The sequence below is a fragment of the Rheinheimera sp. UJ63 genome, assembly GCF_021568285.1.
GTDB lineage: Bacteria > Pseudomonadota > Gammaproteobacteria > Enterobacterales > Alteromonadaceae > Alishewanella > Alishewanella maricola.
Genome location: NZ_JAKGTQ010000013.1, coordinates 1 through 21,455, shown reverse-complemented (window position 1 = coordinate 21,455; position 21,455 = coordinate 1). Strand labels below are relative to the sequence as shown.

The following is a 21,455-nucleotide window of genomic DNA, read 5'->3' as shown; positions in this document are numbered from 1 at the left end:
ATGACCTCTAGCATCGCACAGCCGAGATTTTCAAACAAGTGTTTGAATTGTTGCCTTTGCATATATTTTAAGCATAAAAAAAGGCCCCGTAGGGCCTTCTTTACATCAGTGCTGATTAAGCAATGATTTTTGATACTACGCCAGCACCTACTGTGCGGCCGCCTTCACGGATAGCGAAGCGTAAACCTTCGTCCATCGCGATTGGGCAAATCAGTTCAACAACAAACTTCAAGTTGTCGCCTGGCATAACCATTTCTACGCCTTCTGGTAATTCTACTGCACCCGTTACGTCTGTTGTACGGAAGTAGAACTGTGGACGGTAGCCTTTGAAGAATGGCGTGTGACGACCACCTTCTTCTTTTGACAATACGTACACTTCGCCTTCGAACTTAGTGTGTGGCTTGATTGAACCTGGCTTCGCTAATACTTGACCACGTTCTACGTCTTCACGCTTAGTACCACGTAATAAGGCACCGATGTTCTCGCCTGCACGACCTTCGTCTAACAGCTTACGGAACATTTCTACACCAGTACAGGTGGTCGCTACAGTGTCTTTGATACCAACGATTTCTACTGTCTCACCCACTTTGATGATACCTTGCTCTACACGGCCTGTTACTACAGTACCACGACCAGCAATTGAGAATACGTCTTCGATTGGCATGATGAATGGCTTATCAATCGCACGTACTGGCTCAGGGATATACGTATCTAACGCTTCGCCTAATTCCAGGATTTTCTTTTCCCACTCAGCATCGCCTTCCAGACCTTTTAAGGCTGAACCACGGATTACCGGTAAGTCATCACCTGGGAAGTCGTAGTCTGAAAGAAGCTCACGCACTTCCATTTCTACTAATTCTAATAACTCTTCGTCATCTACCATGTCACACTTGTTCATGAACACGATGATGTAAGGTACACCAACCTGACGTGATAACAGGATGTGCTCACGCGTTTGTGGCATTGGGCCGTCAGTCGCCGCTACTACCAGAATAGCACCGTCCATCTGTGCCGCACCAGTGATCATGTTTTTAACATAGTCAGCGTGACCTGGACAGTCTACGTGTGCATAGTGACGTGTTGGTGTATCGTATTCAACGTGTGACGTGTTGATAGTGATACCACGAGCTTTTTCTTCTGGTGCTTTATCGATTTGATCGAAAGCAAATGCCTGACCGCCGTATGTCTTTGCTAATACGTTAGTGATAGCAGCTGTCAGAGTAGTTTTACCGTGGTCAACGTGGCCGATAGTACCTACGTTTACGTGCGGTTTTACGCGTTCAAATTTAGCCTTAGCCATTTATAGACCCTTCTTAGTCAAATTTAAGACCCGTTAAATCGGGACTGTTTAATCGTTAATCGTAAGCTCTACGAGAAGCAATAATTGCTTCAGTAACATTGCTTGGTGCTTCCTGATAATTCAGCGGTTCCATAGAGTAAGAGGCACGGCCCTGACTCAAAGAACGCATATTAGTTGCATAGCCAAACATTTCAGATAACGGTACATTGGCGTCGATTATCTTAATCCCGCCAGGCGCATCTTCCATACCGTTGATGATACCGCGACGACGGTTTAAATCACCAACGATATCACCCATGAAGTCATCTGGCGTAACTACCTCAACCTTCATAATAGGCTCGAGGACAACCGGCTTAGCCTGTAGAGCTCCTTTTTTGAAGCCCATAGACGCAGCGATTTTGAACGCCATTTCGTTCGAGTCAACATCGTGGTAGGAACCATCGAATACAGTAACTTTCACGTCGATTACCGGATAACCCGCTAATACACCGTTTTTCATTTGTTCCTGAACGCCCTTATCAATAGCAGGGATAAATTCTTTTGGAATCGCCCCGCCAATTACTGCGTTCTCGAACTTATAACCTTCACCCTCAGGTAACGGCTCAATCCGCAACCAGCAATGACCAAATTGGCCACGACCGCCTGACTGACGTACAAACTTACCTTCAACTTCTGTTTTGCCACGCAATGTTTCACGGTAAGACACCTGTGGTTTACCCACATTGGCCTCGACCTTAAATTCACGACGCATGCGATCAACAATGATGTCGAGGTGCAATTCGCCCATACCAGAAATAATGGTTTGTGCGGTTTCTTCGTCAGTATGTACTCGGAATGACGGATCTTCTGCTGCCAACTTGCTTAGTGCTATTCCCATCTTTTCCTGATCAGCCTGTGTTCTAGGCTCAACAGCAACAGAAATAACCGGCTCAGGAAACACCATGCGTTCCAAAATAATCGGATGATCCATATCACATAAGGTATCGCCCGTTGTGGTATCTTTAAGCCCAATCGCAGCAGCAATATCGCCGGCGCAAACAGCCTTGATTTCCTCGCGCGCGTTAGCATGCATCTGTACGATGCGGCCAATACGCTCTTTCTTCATTTTTACTGAGTTGTAAACTGCTGAGCCTGACTCAACAATACCCGAGTAAACACGGAAAAAAGTAAGAGTACCAACAAACGGGTCTGTAGCAATTTTGAATGCTAGCGCCGCAAAAGGTTCCGAATCAGCCGATTTACGGAAGCCTTCAGTTTCATCAGGCAGAATACCGTTGATCGCTTTTACTTCTGTCGGTGAAGGCAGATAGTAAATAACGTTATCCAACATGGCCTGCACGCCTTTATTCTTAAAGGCAGAACCCACTTGCACTAGCACTATTTCATTACGTAACGTTAAATCACGTAATGCTTGACGCAACTCATCTTCAGTGAATTCTTCACCTTCAAGATAGCGTTCCATCATGGATTCGTTAGCATCAGCCGCTGCTTCCATCAGGTTTTGACGCCACTCATGACATTCTTCCAACATTTCTGCTGGGATCTCTTCATAAGTGAAGGTCATACCCTGATCTTCTTCGTTCCAGTTAATAGCCTTCATTTTGACGAGATCAACTACGCCTCTGAAGTTATCTTCTGCCCCGATTGGCAACTGAATAGGTACGCAACGTGAATTTAGACGGTCGTTCGCTTGCTTTACAACCCGCAGGAAGTTCGCACCGGTACGATCCATTTTATTCACGAAGATCATTCTAGGAACTTCGTACTTATTTGCTTGACGCCACACTGTTTCAGTTTGAGGCTGCACACCTGATGACCCGCACAATACGACGACGGCACCATCTAGTACGCGCAAAGAACGCTCTACTTCGATAGTGAAATCTACGTGACCTGGGGTATCAATCAAGTTAATACGGTGCATATCAAACTGCTGCTGCATACCAGACCAAAAGGTCGTGGTAGCCGCAGAAGTAATAGTAATACCGCGTTCCTGCTCCTGCTCCATCCAATCCATAGTGGCTGCGCCATCATGAACTTCACCAATTTTGTGAGAGCGGCCTGTATAAAACAGGATCCGCTCAGATGTCGTAGTTTTGCCGGCATCAACGTGAGCACAGATACCAATGTTACGGTAACGTTCTATTGGAGTTGTACGTGCCACTCTACATTCCTCTTAGTTAAGAAATTCTTACCAGCGGAAGTGTGCGAACGCTTTATTCGCTTCGGCCATACGGTGCACGTCTTCACGTTTCTTAACCGCAGAACCTTTATTTTCGATTGCATCAAGCATCTCACCAGCAAGACGCTGAGCCATAGACTTTTCACCACGTTTACGGGCAGCTTCCACTAACCAACGCATAGCTAAAGCGTTACGACGTACTTGACGAACTTCACACGGCACTTGGTAGGTAGAACCACCAACACGACGTGATTTAACTTCGACTGTAGGACGAATGTTGTCTAAAGCCACTTCGAATAAATCGATGTGTTCTTTTTTAGACTTTGCAGCTGCAATTTCAAGTCCGCCGTATACAATTGATTCGGCTGTAGATTTTTTACCGTCGACCATTACGACGTTTACAAATTTTGCCAACAATTCACTTCCGAACTTAGGATCTGGAAGGATTTTACGTTGACCTATGACGCGTCTTCTAGGCATTCGAAACTCCGATTGCTTCAGGTGATTCCAAAACTTTTAATACATTAAAGAAAAAAAGTTGTTTAGTTTGGCCTTACTAACGGAGTACCGTTATTTCTTAGGCCGCTTGGCGCCGTATTTAGAACGGCCTTGTCTACGATCTTTTACGCCTGCACAATCTAATGTGCCACGTACGGTGTGGTAACGCACACCTGGAAGGTCTTTTACCCGGCCACCGCGGATCAGCACTACGCTGTGTTCCTGCAGGTTGTGGCCTTCACCACCAATATAAGAAGACACTTCGAATCCGTTAGTTAAACGAACCCGGCATACTTTACGTAATGCTGAGTTAGGCTTCTTAGGTGTAGTGGTGTATACACGGGTACAAACACCACGCTTCTGCGGGCAAGCTTCAAGCGCCGGAACGGTGCTCTTGGCTACCTTCTGGCTGCGCGGCTTACGCACTAGCTGGTTGATTGTTGCCATTAAATACTCCTGGTTAATAAATACCCAATAAACGTGAAAATTCCGCCCCCGAAATTAGGGTCGCGGAATTCTAATGGTCAAGCTTTGACCTGTCAAGTTACAATGCAATTTGCCGGCATTTTAATCACCGGCAAACGGCATCTTGCTTGTTTACTCGTCGTTGCCCGATAAGTTCATGTTTAATGCATCGGTCAAGGCCTGTTCGGCAGACTCTGCACTTCTTGTCGGTTCAACAACTTCATTGTTGCCAGCACGTTGACGAGCGCGATTCTGGTGATAAGCAAAACCAGTACCGGCTGGGATCAAACGGCCAACAATAACGTTCTCTTTCAAACCACGTAATTCATCAATCTTACCTGCAACAGCAGCTTCGGTGAGAACACGGGTCGTTTCTTGGAACGACGCGGCCGAAATGAACGAGTCAGTCGACAGAGACGCTTTGGTGATACCCAGTAATGAACGTTCATACTGTGCTGGCATTTTGCCAGCGGCTTCCAGATCACGGTTTGCTATATTAACGCGCGCCACTTCTGCTTGTTCACCTTCCAAGAACTCGCTATTACCAGGGTTGGTAATAATGCACTTACGCAACATTTGACGAATAATCGTTTCAATGTGCTTATCGTTGATTTTAACGCCCTGTAAGCGATATACATCCTGAACTTCGTTAACGATATAGCTGGCAACCTGGTGAATACCACGTAAACGCAGGATATCGTGAGCTGATTCAGGGCCTTCTGAAATAACTTCACCTTTCTCAATGCGCTCACCTTCGAACACATTGACTTGGCGCCACTTCTGAATCATTTCTTCATGTGCATCACCCTGATCAGGGGTAATGATCAGGCGACGTTTGCCTTTAGTTTCTTTACCGAAGCTAATCACACCTGAGATTTCAGCTAAAATAGCTGGATCTTTCGGCTTACGTGCTTCAAATAAATCAGCTACGCGAGGCAGACCACCGGTGATGTCACGTGTCTTCGAGCTTTCTTGCGGAATACGTGCTAACACGGTACCCGTTACTACAGTGTCACCGTCGGTAACTTCAATAGTCGTGAAGCTTGGTAAACGAATTTCTTGTAAACCACCATCATCTGTTGCCAGGATCAGTTTTGGCTCTTTCGCATTGGCTTTAGCTAAATCTTTAACAACCGTACGGGTTAAACCGGTTAACTCGTCTTGTTGTACTTCAGTGTTGGTATCATCAACATCACTGAAAGAAACCTTAGCGCCACGCTCAAGAATGATTGGGTGTGAATGCGGATCCCAGTTCGCTACAACCTGACCAGCAACGATTTTAGCGTTGTCGTCAGTAGCCATGATCGAACCGTATGGCAGTTTATAACGCTCTTTCTCGCGGCCTAAGTCATCAAATACGGTCACTTCAGCTGAACGAGAGGTAATAACAATCTTGTTATCCGCGTTACGTACAAACTTCGCATTATGCAATTTAAGCATACCGGCATTTTTAACCTGTACGCTGTTTTCAGCAGAAGAACGCGATGCAGCACCACCGATGTGGAATGTACGCATGGTTAACTGTGTACCAGGCTCACCGATTGATTGCGCGGCAATAACACCCACGGCTTCACCAGCATTGATTAAGTGACCACGTGCCAGGTCGCGACCATAACACTTAGCACACACACCAAAGTCAGTTTGACAGGTAATTACTGAACGCACATGCACTTCATCGATCGAGTTCTGTTCAATGATGTCACACAGTTGTTCGTCAAGCATGGTGCCGTCAGCAACAAGCACTTCTTCGGTAGTTGGCGATAAAATATCACCGATAACCACACGACCTAGTACTCGCTCACGCAGACCTTCAACCACGTCACCACCTTCAATCAGCGGCTTCATGATAATACCTTGCTCTGAACCACAGTCTTGCTCAGTCACCACTAAATCTTGTGCTACGTCGACTAAACGACGCGTCAAGTAACCCGAGTTAGCTGTCTTCAATGCAGTATCGGCAAGACCTTTACGCGCACCGTGCGTTGAAATGAAGTACTGTAATACACTCAGACCTTCGCGGAAGTTTGCGGTAATGGGCGTTTCGATGATTGAACCATCTGGTTTTGCCATCAGACCACGCATTGCGGCTAACTGACGGATCTGCGCCGGAGAACCCCGAGCGCCTGAGTCAGCCATCATATAAACAGAGTTAAATGATTGTTGCTCAACAGTATTACCATCACGGTCAACCACATTCTCTTTCGAGAGGTTGTCCATCATCGCTTTAGATAAGCTTTCGTTGGCATTTGACCAAATATCGATAACTTTGTTGTATTTTTCACCGGCAGTTACCAAACCTTGTTGGAACTGGTCTTGAATTTCGGCTACTTCATTTTCAGCATCATCGATGATCTTAGTTTTCGAGTCAGGGATGACCATGTCATCAATACCAACAGAAACACCTGATAACATCGCATAATGGAAACCGGTATACATGATTTGGTCAGCCAAAATAACGGTTTTCTTCAAACCGATACGGCGATAAGCACCATTTAATAAGCGAGAAATTTGTTTCTTGCCCATGGCTTGGTTAACTGATTCAAAACTCATACCTTCTGGCAGGATTGAATACAGAATAGCACGACCAACTGTTGTATCTTTCACTTCAGTTGTTTCAGTACGGCTACCATCTTCAGCAAATTCAACTTCAGTGATACGCACTTTAACTTTAGCATGTAAGCTTGCACAGTCGGCACGGAAGGCTTTTTCAGCTTCTTTCGCGCTCTTGAACATCATGCCTTCGCCTTTCGCGTTAACCGCTTGGCGAGTCATGTAATACAGACCTAATACAACGTCCTGTGAAGGCACGATGATTGGCTCACCATTGGCGGGTGACAGTACGTTGTTCGTTGACATCATCAGCGCACGCGCTTCTAACTGCGCTTCGATAGTTAACGGTACGTGTACCGCCATTTGGTCACCATCGAAGTCGGCGTTATAAGCCGCACACACTAATGGGTGCAGTTGAATCGCTTTACCTTCAATCAGCACAGGTTCGAAAGCTTGAATACCTAAACGGTGCAGTGTAGGTGCACGGTTTAACAATACAGGGTGTTCACGAATGACTTCGTCTAACACATCCCATACCGCGCCTTCTTCACGCTCAACCATTTTCTTAGCCGCTTTAATGGTGGTGGCTAAACCACGCGCTTCAAGCTTGCCGTAAATAAAAGGTTTGAACAGCTCAAGAGCCATTTTCTTCGGTAAACCGCACTGGTGTAAACGCAGTGTAGGACCTACGGTGATAACCGAACGACCAGAGTAGTCAACACGCTTACCTAACAAGTTCTGACGGAAGCGACCTTGCTTACCTTTGATCATGTCAGCTAACGATTTTAATGGACGCTTGTTAGAACCGGTAATAGCACGACCACGACGGCCGTTATCTAATAGCGCATCAACCGCTTCTTGTAACATACGTTTTTCGTTGCGTACGATGATATCTGGAGCAGACAAATCTAATAAACGCTTCAAACGGTTGTTACGGTTAATGACACGACGGTATAAATCGTTCAGATCTGACGTGGCAAAACGGCCACCGTCCAATGGAACTAATGGACGTAAATCTGGCGGTAATACCGGTAAAACAGTCATGATCATCCACTCAGGCTTATTGCCAGAGGTGTGGAATGATTCCATTAACTTAAGACGCTTACTGATCTTCTTACGCTTGGTTTCAGAGTTAATCGTAGGTAACTCTTCACGCATTTGCTTGATTTCAGTTGGCAGTTCAATACCTTTCAGAATGTCCAGAATTGCTTCTGCACCCATCTTGGCTTCGAACTCATCACCATGTTCTTCTAACACGTCTAGATATTCTTCTTCAGTTAACATCTGACGACGCTCTAAAGAAGTCATACCCGGCTCGGTAACAACATAGCTTTCGAAATATAATACACGTTCGATATCACGCAAGGTCATATCTAACAGTAAACCGATACGGCTTGGCAGTGATTTTAAGAACCAAATGTGCGCGGTTGGGCTAGCCAACTCGATATGACCCATACGCTCACGACGTACTTTCGTTAAGGTCACTTCTACGCCACATTTTTCACAGATTACGCCGCGGTGCTTCAAACGTTTGTACTTACCACACAAACACTCGTAGTCTTTTACTGGGCCAAAGATACGGGCACAGAATAAACCGTCACGCTCTGGTTTAAAGGTACGGTAATTGATCGTCTCAGGCTTTTTCACTTCACCAAACGACCATGAACGGATCATGTCTGGCGAAGATAAGCCGATACGAATAACATCAAACTCTTCAGTCTTAGTTTGTTGTTTCAGAAACTTTAATAAGTCTTTCACCTTTGCTCTCCTGTAAGAGGTAAACCGGAATGGGGCAGCTTACTGACTGCCCCCCAACACAAGGTCGGTTTATTCCTCTTCCAATTCGATATTAATACCGAGCGAACGGATTTCTTTCATTAATACGTTGAAAGATTCTGGCATGCCAGGTTCCATTCTGTGGTCGCCGTCAACGATGTTTTTATACATCTTGGTACGACCGTTGACGTCATCAGACTTAACGGTAAGCATTTCTTGTAGGGTATAAGCCGCACCATATGCTTCTAATGCCCATACTTCCATCTCACCGAAGCGCTGACCACCGAACTGTGCCTTACCACCCAGCGGCTGCTGAGTAACTAGGCTGTAAGAGCCAGTAGAACGCGCGTGCATCTTATCATCAACCAAGTGGTTCAGTTTCAGCATGTACATGTAACCGACAGTAACCTTCCGTTCGAAAGTATTACCGGTACGACCATCATATAACGCGATTTGACCGCTGGCAGGTAAGTCACCTAACTCAAGCAATTGCTTGATTTCAGATTCTTTCGCACCATCGAATACTGGCGTAGCGACTGGCAGACCTTTGCGTAAGTTCTGAGCCAAACGACGCACTTCATCATCAGTGAAGCTTTCAATATCAACGTTCTGACGTGATTCACCTAAAGCATAAACCTTTTTCAGGAAGTCACGGATTTCCGCCGTTTCTTTCTGTTCTTTGATCATGCCGTCAATCTTGTCACCGATACCACGAGCGGCTAAGCCCAAGTGCGTTTCTAAGATCTGACCGATGTTCATCCGCGAAGGTACACCCAATGGGTTAAGTACGATATCAACCGGCTGACCTTTATCATCGTATGGCATATCTTCAACTGGCACGATAGTAGAGATTACACCCTTGTTACCGTGACGGCCGGCCATTTTATCACCTGGCTGGATACGACGTTTTACCGCAAGGTAAACTTTAACGATTTTCAGTACGCCTGGTGCTAAATCATCACCTTGAACGATCTTGCGACGCTTAGCTTCGAACTTCTTATCGTACTCAACACGGATTTCTTCGTATTGTGTTGCTAATTGCTCAAGGTCGTTCTGCTTATCTTCGTCACTTAGGCTTTGATTAAATAACGCATCACCTTTCAACGTATTCAGCTTGGCGCGATCTAAACCACTTTGCTCCAACAAGTTACGTGCACGGTCGAAGATACCTGCTTCAAGAATACGGAACTCTTCATTTAGATCTTTCTTCGCTTGTTTGACTTCCATCTCTTCGATTTCGCGAGCACGTTTATCTTTTTCAACGCCGTCACGAGTAAAGACTTGGACATCAATAACCGTACCGGTCACTGAGTTTGGCACACGTAAAGACGTATCTTTAACGTCAGACGCTTTCTCACCAAAAATAGCACGAAGAAGTTTTTCTTCTGGTGTAAGCTGGCTTTCACCTTTCGGGGTAACTTTACCCACCAGAATGTCACCACCTTTCACTTCGGCGCCAATGTAAACAATACCGGCTTCGTCTAGTTTAGACAGCGCAGATTCGCCTACGTTAGGAATATCACCCGTGATTTCTTCAGGCCCAAGCTTAGTATCACGAGCAATACAGCTTAATTCCTGAATATGGATAGTGGTTAAACGATCTTCTTGTACTAAACGCTCAGATAACAAAATCGAATCTTCGAAGTTGTAACCGTTCCATGGCATGAAAGCCACGCGCAAGTTTTGACCTAATGCGAGTTCGCCTAAATCAGTAGAAGGACCATCAGCCAAGACATCACCACGTTCAATTGGCTCACCGTGGTTAACGCATGGACGTTGGTTAATACAAGTATTTTGGTTAGAACGCGTGTATTTGGTTAAGTTGTAGATATCGATACCGGCTTCGCCAGCAACCATTTCATCTTCATTAACCTTAATAACAATACGGCTGGCATCGACGTAATCGATTACACCACCACGTTTCGCTACCACAGTTACACCTGAGTCTTTCGCTACAACGCGCTCAATACCTGTACCTACTAACGGCTTATCAGCTCGTAAGGTAGGTACTGCTTGACGTTGCATGTTCGAACCCATCAATGCACGGTTAGCATCATCGTGTTCTAAGAACGGAATTAAGGCTGCTGCAACAGACACGATCTGTTGAGGTGCCACATCCATATACTGCACTTCAGCTGAGGCCATTAACGTGAATTCGTTTTTAAAACGACACGGTACTAAAGCATCAACTAAACGGTTGTCTGCATCTAACTCTGCGTTGGCCTGAGCGATAACAAAGTTACCTTCTTCAATTGCAGATAAGAAATCGACTTCATCAGTCACAATACCGTTTTCAATACGACGGTAAGGGGTTTCTAAGAAACCATATTCGTTAGTTTGCGCAAAAATCGATAACGAGTTAATCAAACCGATGTTTGGACCTTCTGGCGTTTCGATTGGACATACCCGACCATAGTGCGTTGGGTGTACGTCACGAACTTCGAAACCAGCACGTTCACGTGTAAGACCACCGGGGCCAAGTGCTGAAATACGACGTTTGTGCGTCACTTCTGACAATGGGTTGTTCTGATCCATAAATTGAGAAAGTTGGCTTGAACCAAAGAACTCTTTTACAGCAGCAGAAATAGGCTTGGCGTTAATTAAGTCTTGTGGCATAACCGCATCTAGATCGCCTAAAGACAGACGCTCTTTCACAGCACGCTCAACACGAACTAAACCAACACGGAATTGGTTTTCCGCCATTTCGCCAACAGAACGGATCCGACGATTACCTAAGTGGTCGATGTCATCAACTTCGCCATTACCGTTACGGATGTCGATTAAGACTTTCATTACCGCTAAAATATCTTCTTTGCTCAGTACACCGGTACCTGTGCCATCTTCGAAACCAACACGACGGTTGAATTTCATCCGACCGACTGTTGATAAGTCGTAACGATCTTCTGAGAAGAATAAATTTTCAAATAAAGTATCTGCAGCTTCGCGCGTCGGCGGTTCACCAGGACGCATCATCCGGTAAATTTCTACCAGGGCTTCCATCCGGTTGCTGCTAGGATCGATACGGATAGTTTCTGAAACATAAGAACCCTGATCCAAATCGTTGATGTATAGGGTTTCAAAACTTTCGTAGCCTGCTTTTGCTAGTTTTGCTAACAGCTCTAATGTGAGCTCTGCGTTCGCCTCGGCAATAATCTCTCCGGTTGAACGGTCAGCGTAATTTTTCGCTAGGACACGACCTACCACATATTCATGTGGTACTTCCATCATGGTCATACCGGTTTTTTCCAGCTGACGCACATGACGGGCAGTAATACGACGACCATGTTCTACGATCACTTCGCCATCGTTATCTTTAATATCAAATGCAGCTGTTTCACCGCGTAAACGGTTTGCTACTACTTCCATCAAAATTTTACCGTCTTTAATATCAAAACGGGTATTTTCAAAGAAAGTGGCCAGAATTTCTTCTGTGCTCAGTTCAAGTGCACGTAATAGGATAGTCGCAGGTAATTTACGGCGACGATCGATACGCACGAACAAGTTATCTTTAGCGTCAAATTCAAAGTCTAACCATGAACCACGGTATGGGATCACGCGAGCATTATATAAGACTTTACCAGACGAGTGCGTCTTACCACGGTCGTGGTCGAAGAACACACCTGGACTACGGTGTAACTGAGAAACGATAACGCGCTCAGTACCATTAATAACAAAGGTACCATTTTCGGTCATCAACGGGATTTCACCCATATAGACTTCTTGTTCACGGATATCTTTGATTGTGCCTGGCGCTTCTTTGTCAAACAGCACCATCCGCAGCTTAACCCGTAAAGGTGCCGAATAGGTTACACCACGGATTTGACATTCTTTAACGTCAAAAACAGGTTCCCCGATACGGTAGCTAACATACTGCAATTCCGCACTGCCTGAATAGCTTTTGATTGGAAAAACAGAGCGGAAAGCGGCTTCTAAACCGTATCCACCTTCAGGATCTGGCTCGATAAATTTGCTGAATGATTCGATTTGAATCGACAACAGGTATGGCACATCCAATACTTCCGGACGTTTGCCGAAGTCCTTACGGATACGTTTCTTCTCAGAATAAGAGTAAGTCATGGGGTTCCTCAGCTTGCTGATTTTTTTCCCAACCACCTTATCGGTGGCTTATGTTACCAGACCTGGTAACAGCAGGGGTGGGGAAATCATTGTCCCACAGCGCAAAAAGGCCGGTGATTAATTCATCACCAGCCCGGCCTGAAATTCAGGCAGCTAATCTGGTATTAACCAGATTATTTGATTTCAACAGATGCACCAGCTTCTTCAAGATCTTTCTTGAGAGCTTCTGCTTCTGCTTTAGAAACGCCTTCTTTGATTGCAGCTGGAGCGCTTTCAACCAAGTCTTTCGCTTCTTTCAGGCCTAAACCTGTTGCGCCACGTACTGCTTTGATAACAGATACTTTGTTTGCGCCAACAGCAGCCAATACTACGTTGAATTCAGTTTGTTCTTCAACAGCGGCAGCTGGACCAGCTGCAACAGCTACTGCAGCAGCAGCAGAAACACCGAATTTTTCTTCCATTGCAGATACTAATTCAACAACTTCCATTACAGACATTGCTGCGATTGCATCTAAGATTTGATCTTTAGTCACTGACATTGCGCAGATTCCTAAATTATGGGCCTTGGCCCGAATTAAACTCTACAAAACCAAACGTATAATTACGCGGCTTGCTCTTGTTTTTGGTCGCGAACCGCGGCAATTGTACGTACAAGTTTGCCGGCAGCTGCCTCTTTCATGGTGCTCATCAAGCGTGCGATAGCTTCGTCGTATGTTGGTAACGATGCTAACACGTCGATGTTCACTGTGGTACCGTTGAAAGCTGCACCTTTAAGCTCGAAGTTTTTGTTTTCTTTTGCGAAATCTTTGAAGATACGCGCTGCAGCACCTGGGTGCTCTTTAGAAAACGCAACTAATGTCGGGCCTACGAATACCTCTTTCAGACACTCAAATTCGGTGCCATCTACTGCGCGGCGAGCTAGGGTGTTACGGACCACTTTGACCCAAACACCAGCTTCACGTGCTTGCTTACGCAGAGCAGTGATCTTGCCTACAGTGACACCACGAGCGTCTGCGACTACCGCAGATAAAGCACCTTTGGCAGCTTCCTGGACTTCAGCAACAATTGCTTTTTTGTCATCAAGCTTTATAGCCATTGGCTCTTAACTCCTGGTTCATCCGGACTTTATGTCCGGTTTCCTACACAACGTTGACAATATGCCAACGCGCGATTTACGGTGAGACCAGAACGAATTTAATTCTTTCTGGGGCCTACACCGTCTGCGTAGGTTGTTTTTTTAAGTCACGCCTTTCAAAAGAAACTTGTGACACCTACGGTCTTGGACGGAAGCCAGTACTTCAATGAAGCCTGGCTTCTACCCTAAAAACGAGGGCGAGATTATAAATTAACCACGCCCTAGTGTAAAGCGCTTAGACTGTGGCGCTTAAAGATGCTTGGTTTAACGTTAAACCAGCACCGTGAGTAGAAGAAAGCGTTACTTTTTTGATGTAGATACCTTTAGCAACTGAAGGCTTAGCACGCTTCAGAGCAACCAGTAACGACTCTAAGTTTTCTTTCAACTTGTCAGCGTCAAAATCGATTTTACCGATGGTAGAATGGATAATACCATTCTTATCATTACGGTAACGGATCTGACCCGCTTTCGCGTTTTTAACTGCTTCAGCTACGTTTGGTGTAACTGTGCCAGTTTTCGGGTTAGGCATTAAACCACGAGGGCCTAAAATTTGACCTAACATACCGACAACACGCATAGCATCTGGAGACGCGATAACAACGTCAAAATCCATTACGCCTTTCTTAACTTGATCAGCTAAGTCTTCCATACCTACGATGTCAGCACCAGCGGCTTTAGCAGCTTCGGCGTTAGCACCTTGTGTAAATACGGCAACGCGTACAGTACGACCCGTACCGTGTGGCAACACTGTTGCACCACGAACGTTTTGATCAGACTTACGAGCGTCGATACCTAGGTTTACTGCAACGTCAACGCTCTCAAGGAACTTGCCGGCAGATAATTCTTTTAACAAAGCAACTGCTTCGTTGATGTCATATTCGCGAGTAGAATCTACTTTAGAGCGGATTAACTTAGCGCGTTTTGTTAATTTAGCCATCGATTAGCCCTCCACCACTAAGCCCATAGAACGAGCAGTACCTTCAATGGTACGCACCGCAGCAGCATGATCTGCAGCTGTTAAATCAGGTTGTTTAATCTTAACGATTTCATCAACCTGTGCAGCTGTAATCTTACCGACTTTCTGGGTATTAGGACGACCTGAACCACCTTTTAAACCGGCTGCTTTCAATAATAAGAAAGACGCTGGTGGGGTACGAGTTTCGAACGTGAAAGAACGATCGCTATATACTGTAATAACAACAGGAATTGGCATGCCTTTTTCAAGACTTTCTGTACGAGCGTTGAAGCCTTTACAGAATTCCATGATGTTAACACCGTGTTGACCTAACGCCGGACCAACTGGTGGTGACGGGTTTGCCATACCGGCTTTTACCTGCAATTTAATGAGTGCAGTGACTTTCTTTGCCATGTTTCACCTCTGTGATTGGGTCTTAGCCTCGTAAATGCGAGGACACTTACTCAAACGGCTTCCCATACGATAAAAAGGGCGCAGATTATATTTTAATCAGCGCCCCGTTACAAGCTGTAAATTAAGCTTTTTCGACTTGACCGAATTCTAACTCAACCGGAGTTGCACGACCAAAAATGAGTACCGAGACTTTTACGCGGCTCTTTTCATAGTCAACTTCTTCGACTACGCCGTTAAAGTCTGCGAAAGGTCCCTCTGTAACACGAACCACTTCACCGGCTTCAAACAAGGTTTTCGGCTTCGGCTTATCAATATTGTCTTGTAAGCGATTCAGAATGGTCAGTGCTTCTTTTTCAGAAATAGGTGCTGGACGGTCAGAAGTACCACCGATAAAACCCAGCACGCGCGGCACACTTTTCACTAAGTGCCAAGCTTCTTCGCACATTTCCATTTGTACTAATACGTAACCAGGGAAAAACTTACGCTCAGATTTACGTTTCTGACCGGCACGCATTTCCACAACTTCTTCAGTGGGTACTAATACTTCACCAAACTTTTCTTCCATTTGATGAATTTTAATATGTTCACGTAGTGAGGTGGCAACTCGCTGTTCGAAACCTGAAAAAGCCTGCACTACATACCAACGCATTTTTCCTGCCATGAGTTAACCCCCTAGTCCGGTAAAGAAGGAGACGACGCGTAATAAAATAGCATCGAGGCCCCACAAAATAAGCCCCATAATAACAGTGGCAATAAGAACGATAATAGTGGTCTGCATGGTCTCTTGACGAGTTGGCCAAACCACTTTCCGGATTTCAGTACGTGACTCTTTGGCGAAATTAAGGAAAGTTTTGCCTTTGTAAGTCTGTGCAGCTACAAAGCCCGCAGCGGCAACTAATACAACAATGGCAATAGCCTTTTCCAGACTAGATAACTCGTAAAGATAATTACCAACCACGACTAATGATAGGATCACTAGTACTAACAACCATTTAACCAGATCTAATCCGCTTTTTGGGGTTTCGCTTGTTGCACTCATGCTTCACTCACTTAATAGGCTTACTTATGTTGTTCTCATAACAAACATAACAGCACGGACGGCATATCCGAGCTTGAAAATAGTGGCAGGGGCAGAGGGATTCGAACCCCCAACCATCGGTTTTGGAGACCGCTGTTCTACCAATTGGAACTATGCCCCTACAAAAACATAACGACCAAAATCACCTGTCGCTAAATAGCCGCTCATTATACTGTCTCAGCAGACTAAAACAAGCTTACAATGCAGCAGCTTGGCAATTCAGCAGGTTTTTTTTAGCGACAAAAAAGGCCCCGTAGGGCCTTCTTTACATCAGTGCTGATTAAGCAATGATTTTTGATACTACGCCAGCACCTACTGTGCGGCCGCCTTCACGGATAGCGAAGCGTAAACCTTCGTCCATCGCGATTGGGCAAATCAGTTCAACAACAAACTTCAAGTTGTCGCCTGGCATAACCATTTCTACGCCTTCTGGTAATTCTACTGCACCCGTTACGTCTGTTGTACGGAAGTAGAACTGTGGACGGTAGCCTTTGAAGAATGGCGTGTGACGACCACCTTCTTCTTTTGACAATACGTACACTTCGCCTTCGAACTTAGTGTGTGGCTTGATTGAACCTGGCTTCGCTAATACTTGACCACGTTCTACGTCTTCACGCTTAGTACCACGTAATAAGGCACCGATGTTCTCGCCTGCACGACCTTCGTCTAACAGCTTACGGAACATTTCTACACCAGTACAGGTGGTCGCTACAGTGTCTTTGATACCAACGATTTCTACTGTCTCACCCACTTTGATGATACCTTGCTCTACACGGCCTGTTACTACAGTACCACGACCAGCAATTGAGAATACGTCTTCGATTGGCATGATGAATGGCTTATCAATCGCACGTACTGGCTCAGGGATATACGTATCTAACGCTTCGCCTAATTCCAGGATTTTCTTTTCCCACTCAGCATCGCCTTCCAGACCTTTTAAGGCTGAACCACGGATTACCGGTAAGTCATCACCTGGGAAGTCGTAGTCTGAAAGAAGCTCACGCACTTCCATTTCTACTAATTCTAATAACTCTTCGTCATCTACCATGTCACACTTGTTCATGAACACGATGATGTAAGGTACACCAACCTGACGTGATAACAGGATGTGCTCACGCGTTTGTGGCATTGGGCCGTCAGTCGCCGCTACTACCAGAATAGCACCGTCCATCTGTGCCGCACCAGTGATCATGTTTTTAACATAGTCAGCGTGACCTGGACAGTCTACGTGTGCATAGTGACGTGTTGGTGTATCGTATTCAACGTGTGACGTGTTGATAGTGATACCACGAGCTTTTTCTTCTGGTGCTTTATCGATTTGATCGAAAGCAAATGCCTGACCGCCGTATGTCTTTGCTAATACGTTAGTGATAGCAGCTGTCAGAGTAGTTTTACCGTGGTCAACGTGGCCGATAGTACCTACGTTTACGTGCGGTTTTACGCGTTCAAATTTAGCCTTAGCCATAAGTAACCCTTATTAAAACAAAACGGCGGAATAAAAAATTAATTGTAAAGCGAACGAGGAAGGCATGCAAGATGGTGCTGATACCCAGAATCGAACTGGGGACCTCATCCTTACCAAGGATGCGCTCTACCGCCTGAGCTATATCAGCAACTTGTAACTGGAGCGGGCAGCGGGAATCGAACCCGCATCTTCAGCTTGGAAGGCTGAGGTAATAGCCATTATACGATGCCCGCGGCCTACTCGTAGCTATTCTTCTGACGAAGAATGGTGGAGGGGGAAGGATTCGAACCTTCGAAGGCAGTGCCGGCAGATTTACAGTCTGATCCCTTTGGCCACTCGGGAACCCCTCCACTAATGGTGCCGCTTATCCGAGTCGAACGGATGACCTACTGATTACAAGTCAGTTGCTCTACCAACTGAGCTAAAGCGGCACTACGTCAGTGGGTGCGAATTCTAGTAGAATGGTGGGGATGGCGCAACAAGAAAAACAGAAAAAAGCATAAAATATTAGCTGAACGGCTAATTGTTGTGCGATCCCGCGTTTAAGTTGCAATATATCGCGCTATGCCGCGAAAAATCAGTAAAGGATCCAGTTGTACCGGCAAGTCAGAGAGATATTGAGCCAGCTTTGGTGCATCACCACCAGTGAGGAAGATAACGTCGGTTGGTTTTAACTGCCAGCCTGCACGAATAGCACCACATAGTGCCGCAAGGGCACCATTTTTAACACAATCTTGTGTATTAACGCCTAAGGTTAATTCCTGTCTATCATCTGGGGTACTGCCTACTCTTGCCGTATTTTTTATTACCGCTTCTTGTTGCAAGCGAAGACCAGGGATAATCCAACCGCCTTGGTGTTGCTGTGACTTATCTAACCAATCAATAGTTAAAGCCGTGCCGGCATCGACTATCATTAGATTTTTGGCCCGCAACAAGCTATCGGCGCCTAAAATGGCTAACCAACGATCAACCCCTAATCGCTCAGGCGTGGCATAGCGATTAACCACGCCAAAAGCAGCTGTTTGGCTGATTAATCTGTACCAAGGCAAATGCGTTAAACCCAGCGTATGCTGTAACTGCTCAACATGTTCATCAAAACCCACGCAAGCAACGTATACAGCAACGAAGCGATAAGGTGCTATCGATTGCAGGTTTAAATCAGACAGTAGCGTAAACTTACCCTCTTCATAAATTACGGCTTTTGTGCGTGAGTTACCAATATCTAACAGTAAATACATTAAGTCGCCGCTCTTAAGCTAACTTCACCACCAAAATAAGCGACGGTTTGTCCCGCATGCTCTAACAAAATCGCCCCCTGATTATCAACCCCCTTGCAAACACCGGTTGCGTTTGCACTTCCTGATAAAGTCACTGTTTGCTGAGCGTATAAATTCAACTGATTGAAAGATTCCTGAAACGGTGCAAAACCTGTTTGCTGGAACTGTTTTAAGGCACGGGTTAAGGCACTTTGTAAATGCACGACTAATTCATTGCGATTAATAGCATGATCAGTCGCGGTAGCTAGATCAGCATAGGGTTGATCAATATGCTGCAAAGCTTGTAGTGGTAATTGCACGTTAATACCAATCCCTATTACTGCATGGCAAGCGCCATCAGCCTGCCCCACTAATTCAACTAATATTCCAGCCACTTTTCGATTATCGATGTAGATATCGTTTGGCCATTTCATCTTGGTCGAGATCTGATAATGACGTTGTAAAACCTGACATAAGGCACAACCAGCAACAATACTTAAACCCATAGCAGCTTGAATACCCTGCTCAAGCTTCCAGTAATAACTAAAATATAAATTACTGCCAAAAGGTGAATACCAGCTACGCCCGCGTCGTCCACGCCCTGCCGTTTGTGCTTCAGCCACAATGACACTGCCGCTGGCAAGGTCTTTATTACTTGGTAAGGCCTGCATCAACTGTAAGTTAGTAGAGTCAGTGATATGCTGGACTAATACCGGCGCACTTTGAGCAGGTTGAAGTTGGCGGATAATGGCCGCATCGAGCAAGACAATGGGTTTGGTTAATGCATAGCCTTTACCTTTCACTTTATATATGTCTAAACCGACCAACTCTAACTCTGCGATGTAATTAGCAATTGCCGTACGACTGATGCCAAAATGATTGGCAAGTATCTGACCGGAATGAAATTTACCATCAGCTAATACGCTGAGTAATTGCCGCTGTACTTGTAGATTAGCTTTGGACATAAGCTATGCCATCTTTATTTAACATTCGAACTTCAGGCTCAAGCAAAATAGCATAGCGATCTTTAACTTTACCGATAATCATATTCACTAATGCTAATAATGCGTCTGCCGTTCCGTTACCAAAGTTAACTAATACTAACGGCTGCCGCTCATAACAACCGATATCCTGCAAACGATAACCCTTAAATCCTAATTGGTCGATCAACCAAGCTGCTGGCACTTTGACGTTATCGGCGACAATATAACCTGGGATCTTTGGAAATTGCTGCTGAAGTAAACGATAGGCACCCAATGAAATTATAGGATTCTTAAAAAAGCTGCCACAATTAGCCAACTTTGTATAATCAGGTAACTTACTCTGTCTTGTAGCAATGACTTGGGCGTATATTTCTTGTAAGGATGCGCTATCAGATAAGGTATCTAAACCCGCATAATTAAGAACACGTTTCGGTTTTTTCTGTAGGGTAATACCGACAGCGATAACCAATCCTTTACTAGTTAAACTTTGTTTAAATAGACTGTCACGATAACCAAATTGACACTCATCTGCCGAGAATCGATGTACGGCTTGATCAGCCCACGAGTAAAAATCGACATAATCACAGACATCCGCAAATTCAACACCATAAGCACCAATGTTTTGGATAGGTGCTGCACCAACAGATCCTGGTATTAATGCCAGATTCTCGATACCCCATAGCTCTGAATTCACTGCCCAACTGACTAATTGGTGCCAATTGTGACCCGCTTCTACATGAAGATTTACAGTATCAAGCGTCTCATTCAATATCGTTCGTTGAGACGAGGTAAAACGTAATATAGGACGTGATTGCTCAGTTAGAAAAATGGTATTGCTGCCCTCGCCTAAAATAATAGGAGCAGAATTGATGTTAATCGTATTGAGTTCTTTAACATCTTGCACCTCTATTACTTGCTGCAACGATGTTTTTAAACGAAATGTAGAGTAAGCCTCAGCAGCTTGATCTTGTAAGAAAAGCATAGCAAACACCGATAAACCGAATGCGGCAATTCTAAAGGTGCTACTGGGTAAGCGCAAACATAAACTAGAATAAATATACCGTGTATAGCATGGTTATCTTATGTTGATCGTTGCAGCAATGCGTGGCATAGCTTTATCAATGTTACTGCAAGTGTGATTTGAGTGTCGCTAGAGACGCGGCGACATTGAACAAACGTTAAGATGGAAAGATATACACGGTGAGTTTTGAGTTTTGAGTTTTGAGTTTTGAGTTTTGAGTTTTGAGTTTTGAGTTTTGAGTTTTGAGTTTTGAGTTTTGAGTTTTGAGTTTTGAGTTTTGAGTTTTGAGTTTTGAGTTTTGAG

17 protein-coding genes and 5 tRNA genes are annotated in these 21,455 nt (G+C 45.1%); all 22 read right to left on the bottom strand.

From position 1 onward, the window contains the following. Positions 1-115 precede the first annotated feature (115 nt). Positions 116-1,300 carry an elongation factor Tu gene (gene tuf, locus L1N97_RS16625; protein WP_097113087.1) on the bottom strand — a complete coding sequence of 395 codons (1,185 nt, stop codon included), beginning with the start codon at positions 1,298-1,300 and terminating at the stop codon, positions 116-118. 55 nt (positions 1,301-1,355) lie between these two features. Next, entirely contained in the window at positions 1,356-3,461 is a 2,106-nt protein-coding gene (gene fusA / locus L1N97_RS16620; protein ID WP_226752334.1) for an elongation factor G, read from the bottom strand. A gap of 27 nt (positions 3,462-3,488) precedes the next feature. Then, entirely contained in the window at positions 3,489-3,959 is a 471-nt protein-coding gene (rpsG, locus tag L1N97_RS16615; protein ID WP_226752335.1) for a 30S ribosomal protein S7, read from the bottom strand. 90 nt (positions 3,960-4,049) lie between these two features. Further along, on the bottom strand, positions 4,050-4,424 hold the full coding sequence (gene rpsL / locus L1N97_RS16610) for a 30S ribosomal protein S12 (protein WP_226752336.1): 375 nt from the start codon (positions 4,422-4,424) through the stop codon (positions 4,050-4,052). Between the two features lie 150 nt (positions 4,425-4,574). Continuing rightward, positions 4,575-8,750: a DNA-directed RNA polymerase subunit beta' gene (rpoC, locus tag L1N97_RS16605; RefSeq protein ID WP_229588333.1), complete on the bottom strand. Its 4,176-nt coding sequence runs from the start codon at positions 8,748-8,750 to the stop codon at positions 4,575-4,577. A 69-nt stretch (positions 8,751-8,819) separates the two neighbouring features. Continuing rightward, positions 8,820-12,845 (bottom strand): DNA-directed RNA polymerase subunit beta, encoded by a 4,026-nt coding sequence (gene rpoB / locus L1N97_RS16600; RefSeq protein WP_226752338.1) that lies wholly within the window; start codon positions 12,843-12,845, stop codon positions 8,820-8,822. Positions 12,846-13,018: 173 nt separating this feature from the next. Further along, positions 13,019-13,384, bottom strand: a complete 366-nt coding sequence (gene rplL, locus L1N97_RS16595) for a 50S ribosomal protein L7/L12 (RefSeq protein ID WP_226752339.1) — start codon at positions 13,382-13,384, stop codon at positions 13,019-13,021. A gap of 62 nt (positions 13,385-13,446) precedes the next feature. Beyond that, positions 13,447-13,941 carry a 50S ribosomal protein L10 gene (gene rplJ / locus L1N97_RS16590; protein ID WP_229588337.1) on the bottom strand — a complete coding sequence of 165 codons (495 nt, stop codon included), beginning with the start codon at positions 13,939-13,941 and terminating at the stop codon, positions 13,447-13,449. A gap of 274 nt (positions 13,942-14,215) precedes the next feature. Next, positions 14,216-14,917, bottom strand: coding sequence for a 50S ribosomal protein L1 (gene rplA, locus L1N97_RS16585; RefSeq protein ID WP_226752341.1), 702 nt, complete (start codon positions 14,915-14,917; stop codon positions 14,216-14,218). Positions 14,918-14,920: 3 nt separating this feature from the next. Then, positions 14,921-15,349 carry a 50S ribosomal protein L11 gene (rplK, locus tag L1N97_RS16580; RefSeq protein ID WP_027672427.1) on the bottom strand — a complete coding sequence of 143 codons (429 nt, stop codon included), beginning with the start codon at positions 15,347-15,349 and terminating at the stop codon, positions 14,921-14,923. Between the two features lie 121 nt (positions 15,350-15,470). Further along, positions 15,471-15,998 carry a transcription termination/antitermination protein NusG gene (nusG, locus tag L1N97_RS16575; protein ID WP_442967254.1) on the bottom strand — a complete coding sequence of 176 codons (528 nt, stop codon included), beginning with the start codon at positions 15,996-15,998 and terminating at the stop codon, positions 15,471-15,473. Positions 15,999-16,013: 15 nt separating this feature from the next. Next, entirely contained in the window at positions 16,014-16,388 is a 375-nt protein-coding gene (gene secE / locus L1N97_RS16570) for a preprotein translocase subunit SecE (protein WP_226752343.1), read from the bottom strand. 83 nt (positions 16,389-16,471) lie between these two features. Next, positions 16,472-16,548, bottom strand: a tRNA-Trp gene (locus tag L1N97_RS16565). A 159-nt stretch (positions 16,549-16,707) separates the two neighbouring features. Beyond that, positions 16,708-17,892: an elongation factor Tu gene (tuf, locus tag L1N97_RS16560; RefSeq protein ID WP_097113087.1), complete on the bottom strand. Its 1,185-nt coding sequence runs from the start codon at positions 17,890-17,892 to the stop codon at positions 16,708-16,710. Between the two features lie 72 nt (positions 17,893-17,964). Beyond that, positions 17,965-18,040, bottom strand: a tRNA-Thr gene (locus tag L1N97_RS16555). A gap of 10 nt (positions 18,041-18,050) precedes the next feature. Next, positions 18,051-18,125 (bottom strand) — tRNA-Gly (locus tag L1N97_RS16550). 32 nt (positions 18,126-18,157) lie between these two features. Next, positions 18,158-18,242 (bottom strand) — tRNA-Tyr (locus L1N97_RS16545). A 5-nt stretch (positions 18,243-18,247) separates the two neighbouring features. Beyond that, positions 18,248-18,323: transfer RNA gene (locus tag L1N97_RS16540), tRNA-Thr, on the bottom strand. A gap of 111 nt (positions 18,324-18,434) precedes the next feature. Continuing rightward, on the bottom strand, positions 18,435-19,130 hold the full coding sequence (locus L1N97_RS16535) for a type III pantothenate kinase (RefSeq protein ID WP_236130556.1): 696 nt from the start codon (positions 19,128-19,130) through the stop codon (positions 18,435-18,437). Further along, entirely contained in the window at positions 19,130-20,113 is a 984-nt protein-coding gene (birA, locus tag L1N97_RS16530) for a bifunctional biotin--[acetyl-CoA-carboxylase] ligase/biotin operon repressor BirA (protein WP_236130555.1), read from the bottom strand. The genes L1N97_RS16535 and birA overlap by 1 nt, the downstream gene beginning before the upstream one ends. Further along, positions 20,100-21,113, bottom strand: coding sequence for a UDP-N-acetylmuramate dehydrogenase (gene murB / locus L1N97_RS16525; RefSeq protein ID WP_236130554.1), 1,014 nt, complete (start codon positions 21,111-21,113; stop codon positions 20,100-20,102). The genes birA and murB overlap by 14 nt, the downstream gene beginning before the upstream one ends. Before the next feature lie 98 nt (positions 21,114-21,211). Continuing rightward, a partial coding sequence (locus tag L1N97_RS16520; RefSeq protein WP_236130553.1) for a hypothetical protein occupies positions 21,212-21,455 on the bottom strand: 244 nt, incomplete at its 5' end.